General features: G+C 54.0%; 15 protein-coding genes. 9 read left to right on the forward strand and 6 right to left on the reverse strand.

From position 1 onward, the window contains the following. Positions 1–21 precede the first annotated feature (21 nt). The 5 genes from SB13_RS05830 to SB13_RS05850 all read left to right on the forward strand — a co-directional run bounded on the left by SB13_RS05830 (position 22) and on the right by SB13_RS05850 (position 5,356). Entirely contained in the window at positions 22–840 is an 819-nt protein-coding gene (locus SB13_RS05830; protein WP_026739453.1) for an alkaline phosphatase family protein, read from the forward strand. Next, entirely contained in the window at positions 837–1,679 is an 843-nt protein-coding gene (locus SB13_RS05835) for an ABC transporter permease (protein ID WP_026739454.1), read from the forward strand. Before SB13_RS05830 ends, SB13_RS05835 begins: the two co-directional genes overlap by 4 nt. 19 nt (positions 1,680–1,698) lie before the next feature. Then, entirely contained in the window at positions 1,699–2,484 is a 786-nt protein-coding gene (locus SB13_RS05840; RefSeq protein WP_026739455.1) for an ABC transporter permease, read from the forward strand. A 2-nt stretch (positions 2,485–2,486) separates the two neighbouring features. Continuing rightward, positions 2,487–3,479, forward strand: coding sequence for an ABC transporter ATP-binding protein (locus tag SB13_RS05845; RefSeq protein ID WP_026739456.1), 993 nt, complete (start codon positions 2,487–2,489; stop codon positions 3,477–3,479). Between the two features lie 233 nt (positions 3,480–3,712). Beyond that, positions 3,713–5,356, forward strand: coding sequence for a Na/Pi cotransporter family protein (locus SB13_RS05850; protein ID WP_026739457.1), 1,644 nt, complete (start codon positions 3,713–3,715; stop codon positions 5,354–5,356). 97 nt (positions 5,357–5,453) lie between these two features. Here the strand turns inward: SB13_RS05850 and dld are convergent, their stop codons facing one another. Next, the gene (gene dld / locus SB13_RS05855; RefSeq protein ID WP_026739458.1) at positions 5,454–7,202 is read right to left on the reverse strand and encodes a D-lactate dehydrogenase; all 1,749 of its coding nucleotides are present in this window, start codon (positions 7,200–7,202) and stop codon (positions 5,454–5,456) included. Positions 7,203–7,781: 579 nt separating this feature from the next. On the opposite strand from dld, the gene dosP reads away from it, so the two are divergent. Then, entirely contained in the window at positions 7,782–10,340 is a 2,559-nt protein-coding gene (gene dosP, locus SB13_RS05860; protein ID WP_051616418.1) for an oxygen-sensing cyclic-di-GMP phosphodiesterase DosP, read from the forward strand. A gap of 320 nt (positions 10,341–10,660) precedes the next feature. Continuing rightward, positions 10,661–11,473 (forward strand): DUF6694 family lipoprotein, encoded by an 813-nt coding sequence (locus tag SB13_RS05865; RefSeq protein WP_026739460.1) that lies wholly within the window; start codon positions 10,661–10,663, stop codon positions 11,471–11,473. A 168-nt stretch (positions 11,474–11,641) separates the two neighbouring features. Here SB13_RS05865 and ychF read toward each other — a convergent pair whose 3' ends face one another. Together ychF and pth are read right to left on the reverse strand one after the other, a co-directional pair. Then, on the reverse strand, positions 11,642–12,733 hold the full coding sequence (gene ychF / locus SB13_RS05870; RefSeq protein ID WP_026739461.1) for a redox-regulated ATPase YchF: 1,092 nt from the start codon (positions 12,731–12,733) through the stop codon (positions 11,642–11,644). A gap of 121 nt (positions 12,734–12,854) precedes the next feature. Further along, complete coding sequence (pth, locus tag SB13_RS05875) at positions 12,855–13,442, reverse strand: aminoacyl-tRNA hydrolase (protein ID WP_026739462.1); 588 nt, start codon at positions 13,440–13,442, stop codon at positions 12,855–12,857. A gap of 293 nt (positions 13,443–13,735) precedes the next feature. On the opposite strand from pth, the gene ychH reads away from it, so the two are divergent. Next, positions 13,736–14,008, forward strand: coding sequence for a stress-induced protein YchH (gene ychH / locus SB13_RS05880; RefSeq protein ID WP_026739463.1), 273 nt, complete (start codon positions 13,736–13,738; stop codon positions 14,006–14,008). An 80-nt stretch (positions 14,009–14,088) separates the two neighbouring features. Here the strand turns inward: ychH and prs are convergent, their stop codons facing one another. The 3 genes from prs to lolB form a co-directional block, all read right to left on the reverse strand. After that, positions 14,089–15,036 (reverse strand): ribose-phosphate diphosphokinase, encoded by a 948-nt coding sequence (gene prs, locus SB13_RS05885; protein WP_139171474.1) that lies wholly within the window; start codon positions 15,034–15,036, stop codon positions 14,089–14,091. Positions 15,037–15,148: 112 nt separating this feature from the next. Continuing rightward, entirely contained in the window at positions 15,149–16,021 is an 873-nt protein-coding gene (gene ispE / locus SB13_RS05890; protein ID WP_026739465.1) for a 4-(cytidine 5'-diphospho)-2-C-methyl-D-erythritol kinase, read from the reverse strand. Between the two features lie 3 nt (positions 16,022–16,024). After that, positions 16,025–16,645, reverse strand: a complete 621-nt coding sequence (gene lolB / locus SB13_RS05895) for a lipoprotein insertase outer membrane protein LolB (protein ID WP_026739466.1) — start codon at positions 16,643–16,645, stop codon at positions 16,025–16,027. Between the two features lie 209 nt (positions 16,646–16,854). On the opposite strand from lolB, the gene hemA reads away from it, so the two are divergent. Beyond that, positions 16,855–18,111 carry a glutamyl-tRNA reductase gene (hemA, locus tag SB13_RS05900; protein WP_026739467.1) on the forward strand — a complete coding sequence of 419 codons (1,257 nt, stop codon included), beginning with the start codon at positions 16,855–16,857 and terminating at the stop codon, positions 18,109–18,111. The last annotated feature ends 46 nt before the right edge of the window (positions 18,112–18,157 follow it).

Below are 18,157 nucleotides of genomic sequence, written 5' to 3' on the forward strand. Positions count from 1 at the left end.
CACTCTGGGAGCGAACGAAGCATGAAATGTATTCTGGTCGTGTTGGACGGTCTAAATTATCAGGTTGCTCGCGATGCCATGGGATATCTGCAGGCGCAGTGCGACGCGGGACGAGGTCGGCGCTATGCGCTGACCTGCGAATTGCCCTCTCTCTCCCGGCCGCTGTATGAGTGCATCCTGACCGGCGTCACGCCTGTGCAAAGCGGTATCGTCCACAATGAGATGCAACGACTGTCGAATCAGATGAGCATTTTCCATTATGCCCGTAAAGCGGGGCTGACTACCGCGGCGGCGGCTTACCACTGGGTGAGCGAGCTGTATAACCGGACGCCTTTTGACCCGCCGCGCGATCGGCATACCGCGGATACCCATCTGCCCATCCAGCACGGTCATTTTTACTACGAGGACGACTACCCGGATTCGCACCTGTTTATTGACGCCGAGAGCTTACGTCGGACACATCAGCCGGACTTTCTATTAGTGCATTCGATGAACATCGATGATGCGGGTCATCAGTACGGCCTGTCGTCGCCGCAGTACCGGAACAAGGCCAGACGGGCGGACGGCTTCCTCTCGCTACGGTTGGCGGACTGGTTGTCGGCGGGGTATCAGGTGGTAGTGACGGCGGATCATGGTATGAACGACGACCGCAGTCACGGCGGCGTGCTGCCGGAGGAAAGAGCGGTGCCGCTGTTTGTTTTCGGCGATGCGTTTTCTCTTGGCGATGCCTCGCCGCGTCAGACGGATTTGTGCGGTACGATCTGCGATGTCCTGAGGGTTCCGCACGATAAATCCCGCTGTTCGGCGCTGCTTGCTGACGGAGTGGGAGCGAGCCAATGAAGAAAAAAGGGTTGGCGATGCTTTGCCTGCTGCCGTTCGCTGTGTGCTTCATTGCTTTTCAACTGGTGCCGCTCGGGTGGATCGCGGTCAATAGCTTTTACAGTGAAATTAACGCCCGCTGGGGGTGGGATAACTATCGGGACATTCTGACGTCGCCGTTCTATCTTCAGGCGATACGGTTTTCTCTGGATATTTCGCTCTACTCCAGTCTCTACGGTTTGTTGATCGCGCTCCTCGGTAGTTACTCGCTGAGTCAGCTTCGAGCGGGGCGACTGCATCGCTGCGTCATGGCGTTCACCAACATGACCAGCAATTTCGCCGGTGTGCCGCTGGCGTTCGCTTTCGTCATCCTGCTTGGGTTGAACGGCTGCCTGACGCTATTGCTGAGGCAACTGGGTTTCGCGGAGACCTTCAATCTCTACTCCCGTTCCGGGCTCATTATCCTCTACACCTATTTTCAGATCCCGCTTGGCGTTCTCCTGCTGTATCCCGCGTTCGACGGCCTGAAGGCGGAGTGGCGCGAGTCTGCGGCGCTGCTTGGCGCGGGGCGTTATCGCTATTGGCGGTACATCGGGCTGCCCATCTTGATGCCGGCGCTGTTGGGCACTTTTGTGATCCTGATGGCGAATGCGCTGGGCGCCTATGCCACGGTGTATGCGCTGACCAACGGCAACTTCAACATCGTGCCTGTGCGGATCGCGGCGCTGGTCACCGGGGACATCTCGCTGGATCCTCATCTCGGCAGTGCGCTGTCCATGCTGCTGGTGGTATTGATGACGCTGATTACGGCGCTTCATCAGTGGCTGGTTCGTCACAGCTACCTGAATGTGAAACGTTAACTCATCGCGGAGAACCGCTATGTCTCTTTCTGAACGCGTCTACCACCGTTTTGTGGTGGGAACGCTGTTGTTCGTGTTGGTGCTGCCGCTGGCCGCTACGCTGGTCTATGCCTTCGCCACCCAGTGGGCCGCCACCGTATTGCCGGAAGGTTTCACGCTGAAGTGGATGAAAAGTCTATGGCTGGATCCGCGCTTTCTGACGGCGTTATGGCACTCTTTGTTGATCTGCGGCGCTTCGCTGCTGCTGTCGCTGGTATTGATTCTGCCGGCGATGTTCGTCATCGCCTATCAGTTCCCTCGTCTGGACGGGGTGATGAACATCCTGATTTTGCTCCCTTTTGCCGTGCCGCCCATTGTTTCTTCCGTGGGGCTGTTACAACTGTACTCTTCGGCGCCGCTGATGCTGACTGGTACGCCGTGGATCCTCATCGGCTGCTATTTCACCATCGCGCTGCCGTTTATCTATCGGGCCATCACCAACAATCTGCAGGCGATTAATCTGCGCGAGCTGATTGATGCCGCCCACCTGTTGGGCGCCAGTACCTGGCAGGCGGCATGGCGGGTGGTGCTGCCCAATTTGCGTAAGGGCGCTTTTATCGCCGTCCTGCTCTCTTTTTCCTTTTTGATCGGCGAGTTCGTTTTCGCCAATCTTCTGGTCGGAAGCCGCTATGAAACCCTGCAGGTATACCTGTTCAACATGCGTAACGGCAGCGGACACTTCACCAGCGCGCTGGTGATCTCCTATTTCTTCGTCGTGCTGCTTGTGACGTGGCTGGCGAATTTGCTTAATAAAGACAAGGGGTAAACATGGCCTATCTGCAAGTGACGCAACTGACTAAAAGTTTTGGGTCGACCTCTGTTTTCAACCAAATCGACTTTGTGGCGGAAGAGGGCGAATTCGTGACGCTGCTGGGCCCGAGCGGCTGTGGGAAATCCACATTGTTACGCTGTATTGCCGGTCTCACCCCGGTCGACAGCGGACAGATCCTGCTACAAGGGCAGAATATCGTGCCGCTATCGCCCCAGAAGCGCGGGATTGGCATGGTCTTTCAGAGTTACGCGCTGTTCCCCAATATGACGGTGGAAGGCAATGTCGCTTTCGGATTGAAAATGCAAAAACTGTCGGGTGATGAAGTGCATCGCCGCGTGGCGGAGGTTCTGGCGTTAGTGGAACTCGACACGTTCGCCCGGCGATATCCGCATCAGCTTTCCGGCGGTCAGTGTCAGCGAGTGGCGCTGGCGCGATCGCTGGTGACGCGACCCCGGCTGCTGTTGCTCGACGAGCCGCTTTCCGCGCTGGACGCCCGGATTCGCCGCCACCTGCGAGAGCAAATTCGCAGTATTCAGCGCGAGCTGAAGCTGACGGCGCTGTTTGTGACCCACGATCAGGAGGAGGCATTGACGCTGTCCGACCGCATCGTACTGATGAATAAAGGCGAAATCGTGCAGAATGGNGACGCGGTGCGACTGTATACGCAGCCGGTTAATGCATTCGCGGCTGGCTTCATTGGCAACTACAATCTGTTAAGCGCGGAACAGGCGTCCCGTCTGACCGGGCAGACGTTTACGCAGCAGGTGGCTATCCGCCCTGAGTCGATCTCGCTGACCCACCCGCAGCAGGGCGTGCTGGCGACGATCGTCAGCCATAGCCTGCTCGGCAATGTGATTCGCTATCGGGTGATGACGCAGGGCATCGAACTGCAGGTGGATACGCTCAACCGCTCGATGGAGCAGGCTTACAAAGAGGGCGCTCAGGTGGGATTAAGTCTCGATCTGGCGACCGTTCAGGAGGTGGCCTGACGTTATCCCTTTGGATGGACAGAGAGTCTCACAAAAGCCTGACCTGAACTTTGTTAACCGCATCTGAGGGCAACTCACGCCTAATTCGGGGCCGCCGCCGATAGGTTTCACCGGCGAGAGGGCGGTAACGGAGAGCGGAAACCGGATGGCCGTTTTGCTGCCACGCCACGTTTATTGGCTACATCACTTGCGATAAGGAACGTTGATCGCTGACTGTTAAGGAGCTCTCTGTTTTGTTGATATTGCTGCATTTGTTGTCCGCCGTGTCGTTGCTGGTGTGGGGGACTCACATTGTCCGCACCGGCATCATGCGAGTGTATGGCGCAGGATTGCGTCGTATGCTCAGCAAAAACGTCAGCCACAAGCCTCTGGCCTTTATGGCGGGGATTGTGGTCACCGCGTTGGTGCAGAGCAGCAACGCCACCATGTTGTTGGTCACGTCGTTTGTCTCTCAGGGCTTGATTGCCTTGGCCCCGGGGCTGGTGATCATGCTTGGCGCGGATGTCGGCACCGCGCTCATGGTGCGAATTCTGACCTTCGATCTCTCGTGGCTCTCTCCGCTGCTGATATTCAGCGGCGTCTCGCTGTTCCTGAGTCGTAAACAAGCGCGCATCGGACAGATGGGGCGTGTGTTGATCGGTCTCGGGCTGATTCTGCTGGCGCTGGAGCTGATCGTGAATGCCGCCACGCCGATCACGCAGGCGGCCGGGGTGAAAGTCCTGTTTTCTTCGCTGACGGGCGACATCTTGCTGGATGCCCTGATTGGCGCTTTATTCGCCATCGTCAGCTACTCCAGCCTGGCGGCCGTGTTGTTGACCGCGACGCTGACGGCAACCAGCGTGATTTCGCTCAAGGTCGCGCTCTGTCTGGTGGTCGGGGCCAATTTGGGCAGCGGCATGCTGGCGATGATTAACGCGAGCAAACAGAGCATCGATGGTCGCCGGGTCGCGTTGGGTAGCCTGCTGTTCAAACTTACCGGCTGCGTGGTGGTGCTGCCCTTCGTCGAGATGTTGGCGGTGGAAATGGAAAAGCTGCCCGTCAGCACCGAGAATCTGGTCATCTACTTCCACGTGGTTTACAACCTGCTGCGTTGCCTGCTGATGCTACCGGTGACGGGGCGCATGGCGGAATGGTGCCAGCTGCTGCTCCGCGATAATCAGGAAGAAGACCCGCGTCTGCGTCCGCGACATCTGGATCTTAGCGTGCTGGATACCCCGGCGCTGGCGCTGGCCAATGCCGCCCGGGAGACCTTGCGGATGGGGGACATCGTGGAAAATATGCTGATTCTCACCCACGAAATGATGCACGGCAATTATTTGCAGGAGAAAACCATTCGTCGTCTGGATGACGATGTGGACGTGCTCTACACCGGGATCAAACTGTATCTGGCGCGGATGGCCAAAGAGGATTTGGGTGAAAGCGACTCGCGCCGCTGGGCGGAGGTCATCGAAGTCACCATGAATTTGGAGCAGGCGGGCGATATTCTGGAAAAAATGGCCGGAGACATTCGCGCGAAGGCGCAGGCATCGCGCCGGGCGTTTTCCGCCGAAGGGCTGGAGGAGCTGGATGCGCTCTATTCCCGACTGCTCGACAACCTGCGGATGAGCCAGACCGTGTTTTTTAACAACGATCTCGCCAGCGCGAAACGTCTGCGTCGTTCCAAGCACCGCTTCCGGATCATGGATCGCCGTTTTGCTCATGCGCACGTCGAGCGCCTGCGACAGAAGAACGTACAGAGCCTGGAAACCAGTTCGCTGCATTTAGGGCTGTTGGGCGATATGAAGCGTTTGAATTCGCTGTTCTGTTCAGTGGCCTACAGCGTGCTGGAGCTGGAAGATCAGGACGATGACGACCGTGACGCGGTAGAAACCAGCTAACGGCGGGCTCGCTGTCGAAAGAGTGGGTGCGGGGGACGCTCGGAAAGCCGGGCTTCGCGAATGTGTGCGAAGCCCGAACGGTGAGTTGGCCGGAGGGTTAGTGGTGTGAACTGTCGTTGCAGCCGCAGCCCCAGTTTTTCAGCTTACTGGTTTTCCCGATACCGGGATTGAGAGTATTGGTCGGGTCATTCTGCTGATAAAACGCCTTAAGCTGTGGCTTGGCCTGATATAAATGGCCGACGTTGTGCTCTGCAGGGTATTCCGCGCCTCGCTTGTCGAGGAGTTCCAGCATCTGCTCTTTCAGCTTATGGGTGTCGACGCCTTTTTTCACGATGTAATCCTGATGGAAAACGTGGCACATGAAGTGTCCGTAGTAGAGGCGATGCACCAGCTGATCGCTGATTTCCGGCGGCAGGCGCTCAAACCACTCCCGATCGTTACGACGCAGCGCGATATCCAGCGGCAGGATGTTCTCGACCTCGCGGCTATGCACCGCGTGATACCGAATAGCGGCCCCGGCGGCGGCGAACCGATGCAAGAACGCTTTATTACCTTCTTCTGGCGTACACGCGAAAAATTCACCGTCTGCCTCGCGGAAATAGCTTTCCAACCAGCGATGCGCCTCTTCAATTCCATCTCCCGCCATCTTCAGCATCAGGTGATGCTCGTAGCGGTCGCGATAGGCCCGCATCCGCTCAGGTAACTGAGAGGGCAGCAAACGACTAAGTAGCTGCATGGTGCGATCCACAAGGTGCGACGGGAGGAAGGGAATTTTATCGAAAATGGCGTCCATTCGACCTTTGAGGTTGAAGAACATGGGCATTTTATCGGTGCCCAGCTTGTCGATCATAACGAAGGTGTCTTTGCCGTAGACCTCGGCCATGTTGAACATATCCCGGTGAAGATATTCCCCCGCGACCGGCAAATGAGTGAAATTCGCCAGAATATGGCGACGAAGTTCGGTCAGCACCTCAGGCTGATTCGTGCCGATGTAGAAGACCTGCTGAGATTTTTGCGCCGGAAAGGTATCCAGGCGGACGGCAAAAACGGCCAACTTACCGGCGCAGCCTGCGGCTTCAAACAGGCGACGTTCGTCGGCATTGAAGCGGGAAGGGGTGTCGGCATCCACGTCTCGGACACGGTCGGCGTACTCGTGATCGGACGCCTGTCGCTCGTCATTGACCACGTCCGTCTCGGTATACTGACGTTGTTCCAGGCGGATCAGAATTTGCTCCGGCGTTTCGCCCAAATGAATCCCCAGATGATTGACCAGCTCTACCTTGCCCTGATCGTTCACTCGGCCATACAGCGCCATCTCCGTATAAGCGGGACCGCGATGCACCAGCGAACCGCCGGAGTTATTGCAGATCCCCCCAATTACCGATGCGCCGATACAAGATGAGCCAATCACCGAGTGCGGTTCACGACCTAATGGCTTCAGCACGCGCTCCAAATGCCATAGCGTGCTGCCGGGCAGTGCGACGATTTGTCGCCCCTGGTCCAACAGTTGCACCTTATCCAGCCGTAGAGTGTTGATGATAACGATTTCACGGTCGTAGCCGTCGCCGCTAGGAGTAGAACCTTCAGTCAGACCGGTATTGGCGGCCTGCATAATCACGATGCGATCGGCTTCCACGCTGGCTTTAAATACTTTCCACTGTTCCAGTAGCGAGCCCGGAAAGACAACGGCGAGCGCCTCTCCTTGACCGGAGCGGAATCCTTTTCGATAGCGTTCAGTTTTGTGCGTATCCGTGAGGATATGAGATTTACCGACGATATGGGTGAGGGTGTCTATGAGTTCCTGGGCGTTTTCGCTAAACGTGGTTGAAGTTGCATGATCCTGCATGAGAGTCCGTCCTGTTAATTAATCTTATGATTTCTTTGAAAGGATAGTGCTTATTCAGATTTTTGCGCGTATCCCAGGAATGCTCGGTAAGCTATTGTAACGGCCGTTCATGTGGAGCTCCGAGAGCGTTTTTTAACCGTTCCTGAACGTGAGCAACATGTTAATGGATAAGTTAAATTCATCTAATTATCACCACAAAAAAGACGTGCTTCGATGGCATACTGGACGACTGCGATTGAGCGTGTGGAAAGAGCATGAAGGTGGTGAAACTGGCAGGCAAACTGTGTAAACGTTTTCTTATCTGTGCCTGTCACTGGCCGTAGCAAAAGTTCAATGTTTACTCCGTTGTGCCGATAAGACAAAAACCCCAGGCCAGAGTTTATGTTTCCCGCCATTTCTGGTTTTCCTGATGAAAACCCCTGACATGAGCACTGTCGGTGACCGGCCAGGACGGAGGTGTAATATCCATTCGTGTACCCATGCAGTCAAACCTGGTGCCTAGGGCTGCTTAAATCGAGATTGCTGCAGATGGACTTATCGAAAAAGGAACGATAACCCGTCTGCATGGAGGAAATATTAATGAAGATGGAAGGCCCGGGCGCTGATTACTATCACATATTGCTCCCCGCTTTGGAGCAGACGATGCTAGCCGTCGTCCTAATTGATGAATGCGACCGCGTCCTGTTTTTCAATGCGGCCGCAGAAAGGCTGTGGGGTTACACTCGCGACGAAGTGCTGGGACAACACATGCGCCCGCTGTTGCCCAAGGCCATGCGGGAGGTACATAGCCGCTACATCCGTAGAAACCGGCAGCCAAACTTACCCCGGCCAGAAGCGATGAGTCGCGATATCCTCATGGAAAAGCGGGATGGACAACAGCTATGGGCGAAGTTTTTCCTGTCTAAGGTTGATGTCGGCGGACGCATCCATTTTATGGCGATCGCCCGCGACGTTACGGATGAAGTCGCCCGTCGGGAAGAAACCCGACTGCTGCTGCTGGCGATTAACAACACTGACCGCGTCGTCTGCGTGTTGGATGCGAATCGTCGAATCGTTCAAATCAACCGTGCTTTTACTTCGCTGTTTGGCTATACGGCTGAAGAGTCCATCGGCAAAGGTCCGAGCGAGCTGCTGGCCAGTCCCCGCACAGACAAATCGTTATTAGACAATCTACGCACTAAAACCCAGGACTGGCTCGGCGTCCACGGCGACATTCTGACGCTGACCAAAGACGGTCGAGACGTCTGGGTGCGCTTTTCCGTTAACCCAATCTTTGACGAGAGAAATCACGAGCAGATCAAAAACTATGTGGTCGTGTTGTCGGATGTGACCGAAGAACGGCTGATCCAGGATTTGGAGCGAGATGCGCTGGAAGCGCTGACCAGCAGCCTGTCGTTTAACGAGCTCGGCAATTTCCTGTGTCGTCGCATCGAATCGATTGTTCCCGATGTTTTGGTCTCCGTCTGCCGGGTTGAAGACAACAAACTGCGTCCTTGGGCTGCCCCCAGTTTTCACGACTCCTACGGCCCTGACTGGGAAGGCGTAGAGATCGGTGAAGGCGTTGCGGGCTGCGGAACGGCCGCGTTCAGAGGCGAGCAGGTGATGGTGGATGACATCGAAACCAACCCGCTTTGGGCGCCTTACAAGCATCAAATATTGCCGCACGGCCTGCGGGCCTGCTGGACCTATCCAATCAAACAGCGCGACGGTCGGGTTTTGGGCACCTTCGCCTTCTATTTTCGGCAGGGGTTGAAACCGAACACTTTTCTTGAACATATCGCCGACGCGAGCATCCACCTGTGTACGCTGGCGATTGAACGAGAAGACAATCGTCGGCAGATGGCGAGAGTCGTTAGATTCGATGCCCTCACCGGATTACCGAATCGCAGCTACATGCATTGCCATGTGGATGATCTGCTCGCCTCGTCCAGCCAGAAGATCGGTTTTTTCAATCTCGATCTGGACCATTTCAAAGATATTAACGACATGTTTGGGCACGCGGCGGGCGATCAGGTGCTGGTGGCGATGGCGAACCGACTGCAGTCGTGGATACGTTCGGATGAGTTCATCAGCCGCACCGAGACCGATCAGTTCGTCATCGTCATTCCAAATTTTGATGTTTCGCGGGCATCGACGCTGGCGAGTCAGGTTCTCAGTATTGTACGAGAGCCGATCAAAATCAGCGGCCATCGGTTGAGCTTATCGGCCAGTCTCGGTATCAGCCAGTATCCCGAAGGCGGCACTACGCGAGAAGTGCTGTTGACGAATGCCATGAACGCCATGTACAAGGCCAAGAAGTCTGGCGGCAACGTGTTCAGATTTTTCAGCGCAGAGATGAATGTGCTGGCGCGGGAGCGACTGTTGCTCGGCGCCGCGCTCAAGTCTGCCGTGGCGCATCGGCAACTGCATCTGCACTATCAACCTCAGGTATGTACGCGTAGCGGAAAACTGTTTGGCGTCGAGGCGTTGGCTCGCTGGCATCACCCCGAATTCGGCGATGTGCCGCCCGACCGGTTTATCCGTCTGGCGGAGGATATCGGCGAGATTGACGGCATTGGACGCTGGGCGCTAGAAGAGGCCTGCCGGCAAATGGCCGCGTGGCGGGCGGAAGGCATTCATGTACCGGTGGTGTCGGTGAACCTCTCTTCGTATAACTTCAATCACTCGGATCTTCCGGCGTATGTGGCTCGCCAGCTGCAGACCTACGGGCTCGCGGGGTCGAATCTGACCATTGAGATTACTGAAAGCCTGATGATGGCGCTGACGGATGAAACGCTCGATATTCTCAATCGCATACGCGCATTGGGCGTCGGACTGTCGGTGGATGACTTCGGCACCGGCTTCTCCAGCCTCTCCAGCCTCGCCAATCTTCCGGTCACGGAAGTTAAAATCGATCGCAGTTTCATCGACCAGTGCGGAAAGCAAAACCGGCTGCGTTCGGTGGTGCATGCCGTCATTGGTATTGGACGCAGCCTGGATTTAATGGTGGTGGCGGAAGGGGTGGAAACGGACGATCAGCGCAACGTATTAATCGCGCTGGAATGCCCTGTGGTTCAAGGCTATTTATTCTCAAAACCGCTGCCGCCGAACGGTTTGAACCAATGGATGGCCTCTGCAATACCTAGTCAACAGCATTGATTCGAGTGATTTGCGGGGAAGGGCGGATCTGACGTGAATACGTCGATGTTCACTCATCGATAGCCGTTTTTCCTGCCCTGTTACCGATGAATTGAAACGGACATCCGGAGTAATCGGATGCTGGATGTCCGTCTTCTGATGTTATGACACTTAGCGTCCAGTCCCCTTATTAGGACGAGCTAAAATTTTCAATTTGAACGTACTTACGATCTCCGTTGTCACTTAAAAATATTTACTCCAATGCACTGATAATGCTTCACAATAATTGATTTGATGTTTAGGATTTGTCTGGGTCACATATATTCTCAATAAGGATTTTTATGAAAAAAATAGGAATAGCGTTTGTAATTGCACTAGTTCTTTCAGGGTGTGATAAGCCGAAAATCGATACCTCTAATGAAGCGACGGTAAAAGAATCGATTAAAGAAGTGCGAGAATCTTTACCCGAAGACAAACGCGCAGCTTACGATAATGCATTGAAAGTCATTGCTTTCAGCAATGTGAGCATGAAGGATTTGATGCATGCCGAAATGGCTAATAATATGTCTACGGTAAAAGACAAGATGATGAGTAACCTGTCAGGTAAGACTGGCGAAGAAATACTCGTTTATGCGGATCAGATCAGAAAAGAAAAAGCTGAAAAAGAGAAAAAGCAGGCGATTCAAGAAATTCAGGAGCTAGAGGAAAAACAAAAAAAAGCTGAATTAAGTCTCGATAAAAAGAAAGAATTCGTTATTTCTCGTTCTCGCTTTTATTTTAAGAAAACAGAATATGGCAAGGATCAGCCGGTTATTGAATTAACTATAGAAAATAATACAGGTAAAGCAGTCTCTCGGGCTGAATTTAAAGGTGTTATCTCTAGTCCTGACAGGCAAGTTCCTTGGTTCACTGATACCTTCAGAAGTACTATTCCCGGTGGTTTAGAGCCAGGTGAAAAGGCTGATTTAACCCTGCCACAAAACCCTTACTTGAAGTGGGGAAACGTCGATGCACCTTCGGATGCCGTGTTTACAGTCACTATTGTTAGCATTGATGACGCACAGGGAAAACCTATATTTTCCGATGAAGAGTTCTCTGATAAAGACGCGGATCGCCTTTCCTCGCTAAAAGCCAAATATTCAGACATTGATTAATAGTAGAGTACCGGTGACTTACCCGTAGGCAAGTCACCGGTATTATTTTGGAACAATCACCGCCTTTCTATAAGGTTGTAATAAAAAATCCACGCAATAGCGTGGATTTTATAATGTCTTCTGGTTTTCATGAGATTCCGTGAAACCTCATGAAACAACAGAACCAAATCAGACGTTAAACAAGAAGTTCATAATGTCGCCGTCTTTCACGATGTACTCTTTACCTTCTGAACGCATTTTGCCGGCTTCTTTGGCGCCTTGCTCACCTTTGTAGGTGATGAAGTCTTCATAAGCGATGGTTTGGGCACGAATGAAGCCTTTTTCGAAGTCGGTGTGGATCTTACCGGCGGCCTGTGGGGCAGTGGCGCCGACAGGGATGGTCCATGCGCGTACTTCTTTTACTCCAGCGGTGAAGTAGGTCTGCAGGTTCAGCAGTTCGTAGCCTGCACGAATCACGCGGTTCAGGCCCGGTTCTTCCAGTCCCAGCTCCGCCATGAACTCGTCGCGTTCTTCATCATCCAGCTCGGCGATATCCGCTTCAACGGCGGCACAAACGGCAACCACGACAGAGCCTTCTTTCGCTGCGATTTCACGCACTTGATCCAGGTATGGGTTATTTTCGAACCCGTCTTCGTTTACGTTGGCGATGTACATCGTCGGTTTCAACGTCAGGAAGCTAAGATAACGGATCGCGGCTTTTTCTTCGGCGCTTAGGTCAATCGCGCGCAGCATACCGGCGTTTTCCAGCTGCGGCAGGCATTTTTCCAGTGCAGCCAGCTCAGCTTTAGCGTCTTTATCGCCGCCTTTGGCTTTTTTCTGGATACGGTGAATAGCGCGTTCGCAGGTATCCAGATCCGACAGTGCCAGCTCGGTGTTGATGACGTCGATGTCATCAGCGGGATCGACCTTGTTATTTACGTGAATGATGTTGTCGTTTTCGAAACAACGAACGACATGGCCAATCGCTTCGGTTTCACGAATGTTGGTCAGGAACTGGTTGCCAAGACCTTCACCTTTGGAAGCGCCTTTAACCAGCCCGGCAATATCCACAAATTCCATCGTGGTAGGCAGCGTACGCTGCGGTTTGACGATCTCCGCCAGTTTGTCCAGACGCGGATCCGGCATCGGTACTACGCCGGTGTTCGGTTCGATGGTACAAAACGGGAAGTTGGCCGCATCAATACCTGCTTTAGTCAACGCGTTGAAGAGGGTGGATTTACCCACGTTAGGCAGCCCAACAATACCGCATTTGAATCCCATGTTTATATCACCTTAAATAACTTGTTAATCAGACTGTTAATGCAACAGCCCGTTTGAATATGAAAATGACGCCCAATTATACACACATGCAGGAGCGTTATGCGATTGACCCCGTCAAAGCTTATGACGCCTTAAAGGCATGCAGCCGATTCATGGCCTTGACCATGCCTTCGCCCAGCATTATTTCGGTGCAGCGTAGCGCTTCATCAATGGACTGATCGATCAGGGTTTGTTCACTGACAGGCGGTTTGCCCAGAACGAAACCGACCACTTTGTTTTTGTCGCCCGGATGGCCGATGCCGATACGCAGTCGGTGGAAGTTCGGGTTATTCCCCAACTTGCTGATGATATCTTTCAACCCATTGTGACCCCCGTGGCCGCCGCCCAGTTTGAGTTTGGCGACGCCGGGCAACAGGTCTAGTTCATCGTGTGCGACCAGAATTTCATCAGGTTGGATGCGGTAAAAGGTCGCCATTGCCGCCACTGCCTTGCCGCTGAGGTTCATAAAGGTCGTCGGCACCAGCAATCGAACATCCTGGCCAGCGAGTGTCAGGCGCGATGTGTAGCCGAAAAATTTGCTTTCTTCTTTGAGCGGCTGGCGGTGGGATTCAGCCAGACGGTCGATATACCAGGCGCCCGCATTATGGCGGGNAGACGCATATTCAGCACCCGGATTCGCCAGCCCCACAATCAGTTTGATACTGCTCACGATACTTTTCCAGATAGGGCGTTACGCCAGTAACGCTGATGTCAGAGACAAATAACAGGCCCGCTAGTTTACACGCAGGGAGGAGGGATCACCAATATCACTCCGGCCCGGAGAGGTATAAAGCCGCCATTTCACCGGACTATGAAAAGAAACTGTAGGTGAGGTGACTATTTTTTATTCACTTTCTGTGATCGCTTACGCAACGGTGATTGGCGCAGCACCTATAATTTTAACTGATAAGAGGGCGTGCTACGACATCCCCGTTATCTGTTAAACCTTTTCAGGAGGTGGGTATGAAACGCAAACATGCAGTGATGACAGGAAATCTGCTGATGAGTGTCGGCCTTGTGCTGATGGTCGCCAGCGTCGGCTATGCCATCATCAGCCAGTTGCCGGGATGGCATCTGCCAGGATCGGGCCGCTATCTGGATCTGATGGGAATATTTTCCGGCGCGATCGTCTGGCTTATCGGCGCACGGCTTGGCGGTAGAGATACGGTATCGGACCGCTATTGGTGGGTTAAACATTTCGATAAACGTTGCCGTCGCACAGAACGTCTTCCCTAACGGTTCGTCAACCCAGGTCGAACCCACAAAAAAGCCATCGGAAAACCGATGGCTTTTGCTGACATCACTGACGTGAACGATTAATGCTCGAACATGGCAGAGATGGATTCTTCGTTGCTGATGCGGCGAATGGCTTCAGCCAGCATGCCTGACAATGTCAGCGACCGCACATTCGGCAGTGCTTTAATATTCTCAGCCAGCGGGATGGTATCGCAGACAATCACTTCATCGATCTGAGAGTTCTTGATGTTGTCGTGGGCATTGCCGGAGAAAATCGGGTGAGTGGCGTAGGCGAACACACGTTTCGCACCGCGCTCTTTCAACGCTTCCGCCGCTTTACACAGCGTACCGCCGGTATCAATCATGTCATCCACCAGGATGCAGTCACGACCCGCGACGTCACCAATGATATGCATCACCTGAGAAACGTTGGCGCGAGGACGACGTTTATCGATGATGGCCATATCCGTATCGTTCAGCAGTTTCGCAATGGCACGTGCGCGAACGACACCGCCAATATCCGGAGAAACAACGATCGGGTTATCCAGATCTTGCTGAAGCATGTCTTCCAGCAGGATCGGGCTACCAAACACGTTATCTACCGGCACATCAAAGAATCCCTGGATCTGCTCAGCATGCAGGTCAACCGTCAGAACGCGGTCAACACCAACGCTGGAAAGGAAGTCAGCGACAACTTTTGCCGTAATAGGCACACGAGCGGAGCGGACGCGACGGTCCTGGCGTGCATAGCCGAAATAGGGGATTACCGCGGTGATTCGTCCAGCAGAAGCACGGCGCAGAGCATCAACCATGACAACCAGCTCCATCAGGTTATCGTTAGTCGGTGCGCAGGTGGACTGGATGATGAAAATATCACCACCACGGACATTTTCGTTGATTTGCACGCTGACTTCGCCATCGCTAAAGCGACCGACGGCGGCGTCACCAAGGCTGGTGTACAAACGGTTGGCAATACGTTGTGCTAGTTCCGGGATGGCGTTACCAGCAAAAAGCTTCATATCAGGCACGAGAAGAACCTCAAGCTTGCGTCCAGAGAAATACTCGACCCACTGGGGTAGGAAGAATATGCATACGGGTATGGGTAAAGAGCGTTAAAACACCACTGATGCCGGTGGTTTTTTAGCGACCCTCGGGTAGTCCGGAAAGCGTTCGTTGCAAGGGGGATACATTAGCACCGCGAGCAATAAAACCATTTAAATTTTCCGGGGCTTGGTCGAGCACCTGACGAGCAGCAGACTCGGTGTCGAACTCTGCAAACACACAAGCGCCTGTGCCGGTCAAACGCGCCGGGGCGTATTCTAACAGCCATGAAAGTAGCTGTTCAACCTCACGAAAACGTTTTCTTGCTACAGGTTCACAATCATTGGCGAAGGGATAAGCCAATAACGATTGCAATGTGCGCACCGGTGAATCACGTTTCAGATCGGGATCGTTGAAGATCTCGGGCGTCGAAATGCTGATGCCGGGGTGGGCGACTAGATACCATTTTTCTTCCGGTTCGACGAACGTCAACGCTTCGCCGACGCCTTCCGCGAACGCGGCATGACCACGAATAAACACCGGCACATCGGCGCCCAGTTGTAACCCCAGCTCAGCCAGTGTTTCGGATGACAACCCGCATTGCCATAAATAATTCAGCGCGACCAGCACGGTGGCGGCGTTTGACGAACCGCCCCCGAGACCGCCGCCCATCGGCAATCGTTTATCAATGGCAATTTCTGCGCCGAAAAAGGGAAGGCCCTGTTGGCGGCAATGCACTTGCAGCAGTTTGGCCGCTCGAACGATGAGATTTTGCTCAACGGGAACGCCCTTCATCTCCGTCAGTAGCGTGATCGCTTCATCCGCACGCGGCGTGATGGTCAACGTGTCGCCGTAATCCAGGAACTGAAACAGCGTCTGCAGATCGTGATAACCGTCTGCCCGGCGCCCGGTGATATAGAGAAACAAATTCAGTTTGGCTGGAGACGGCCAGCTCATTTTATTCGTAGACATGGCTTACTGAACCTTCCAGTTATCCATTCTCAGTTTGATGCGCTGTTCGCCCTGACTCAGCTCTAAGCTTTTCGGCATCGGCATGATGCTATCGGTGTACTGCTGATATTTGACGTTCCAGCTCTGACCGCTTTGTTGATAGGTCACGGTGTGCAACAAATAGTGTTGGTCGAGCGTGAACTGCTGGGCGTCGCCGGGCAGGCCGACAATCCATTGGCGCAGGTTATTCATCGGGATATCCATACCGGTTAACTGGCGGACCATGTCTTCGGCATCTTTACCTACGTAACGTTTGCCCTGACCGTCGGTAATCTGAACGCTATCCGGCTGCGCTTTTAACTCCAGTTCGGTACTGCCGAGAGGGTTAGTCAGGAGCAGGCGATAGTTCTGCTCAGAGGTTTGTTGCCAGAAAAAGCGGGCATAAAGTTTTTGCCTATCTGAAATATAGGCAAAGGATCCCCGCGTTTCGTATTGGCTTAAATGTTGTACTTTCTGCTCATGCTGTCGCCACTGCGGAGAGGTCGGGCTTTGCCCTGGCAATTCGGGCTGTCGCGTACTACAGGCTGTAAGTAAAAGACCCGCGAGAGGCAGTAATTGCAGGCCACGGACAAGTTTTTTCGACATGGATTTGGCGTCCTCAGAGACAGAGATGATGCGGGATAAGGTGTCACGCTAGCGGGCTTCCTGTTCATCGTCAATCATTGTTATTGCCGTCGAAAAATGACCAACCGCCGTATTTGGGGCATATTCCGTCACTTTTCTTGAATGGTGGCTTCAAGTAGAATGCCCCCACAGATGAAGTCCATACTAATATCGGTATTACTCGAAGACTCATGACCCTGCTCGCGCTTGGCATCAATCATAAAACGGCTCCGGTTTCTTTGCGTGAACGCATTGTGTTCTCGCAGGATTCTCTCGGGGCAGCGCTGCACAGCTTGTTACAGCAACCGCTGATACAGGGCGGGGTGCTGCTATCCACCTGTAATCGTACTGAACTCTACTTGAGCGTGGACGCCGAAGAGAATCGGCGCGAACAGCTCATCCACTGGCTGTGCGAGTATCATCATCTTAGCGCGGACGATGTACGTAAAAGTCTCTATTGGCATGAGGGCAACGCGGCCGTCAGCCATCTCATGCGTGTCGCCAGCGGGCTGGACTCTCTCGTCCTTGGCGAGCCTCAAATCCTAGGGCAGGTCAAAAAGGCGTTTGCCGAATCGCAGCGTGAACAATCGCTATCAGGCGATTTGGAACGGTTGTTCCAGAAATCCTTCACCGTTGCGAAACGCGTCCGTACCGAAACGGATATCGGCGCCAGTGCCGTATCCGTCGCCTTTGCCGCCTGTACGCTGGCGCGTCAGATTTTCGAATCGTTGGCCGAGGTCAATGTCCTGCTCATTGGCGCTGGCGAAACGATCGAGCTGGTGGCGCGCCATTTACGCGAACATCAGGTCAAGCGTATGTGGATCGCCAACCGAACACGTGAGCGTGCACAGGTATTGGCCCGCGAGGTCGGGGCGGAGGTGATTGCGCTGAGCGAACTGGACGGTCAGCTAGCGCAGGCCGATATTGTCATCAGTTCCACGGCCAGCACGTTGCCCATTGTGGGGAAAGGGATGATGGAGCGCACGCTCAAAGTGAGGCGTAACCGCCCGATGTTGATGGTGGATATTGCGGTACCACGGGATATCGAGCCGGAAGTCGGCAAATTGCCCAACGTTTACCTGTACAGCGTGGACGATCTCCATGCGATCGTGCAGCAGAATCTCGCTCAGCGCAAAGCCGCCGCCGTGCAGGCCGAATCTATCGTGCAGCAGGAAAGCTCGGAGTTCATGGGCTGGATGCGTGCGCAAACGGCGGTGGAAACCATCCGCGATTACCGTTCTCAGGCGGATACCTTACGTGAGGAAATGACAGCCAAAGCGCTGGCGGCCATTCAGCAGGGCGGGGACGTGGAAGCGATTGTGCAAGAGCTGACGCATCGGCTGACCAACCGCCTGATTCATGCCCCAACCATCTCTCTTCAGCAGGCTGCCCGCGACGGCGATCACGACCGTTTGCAAATTTTGCGTGACAGCCTCGGCTTGAACTAGCATTCTTCTCACCCTTTTTCGATTAACGACAGGATATAACACCACG

It is taken from the genome of Lonsdalea quercina subsp. quercina (genome assembly GCF_000688695.1).
In the GTDB taxonomy this organism is placed as follows: Bacteria; Pseudomonadota; Gammaproteobacteria; order Enterobacterales; family Enterobacteriaceae; genus Lonsdalea; species Lonsdalea quercina_D.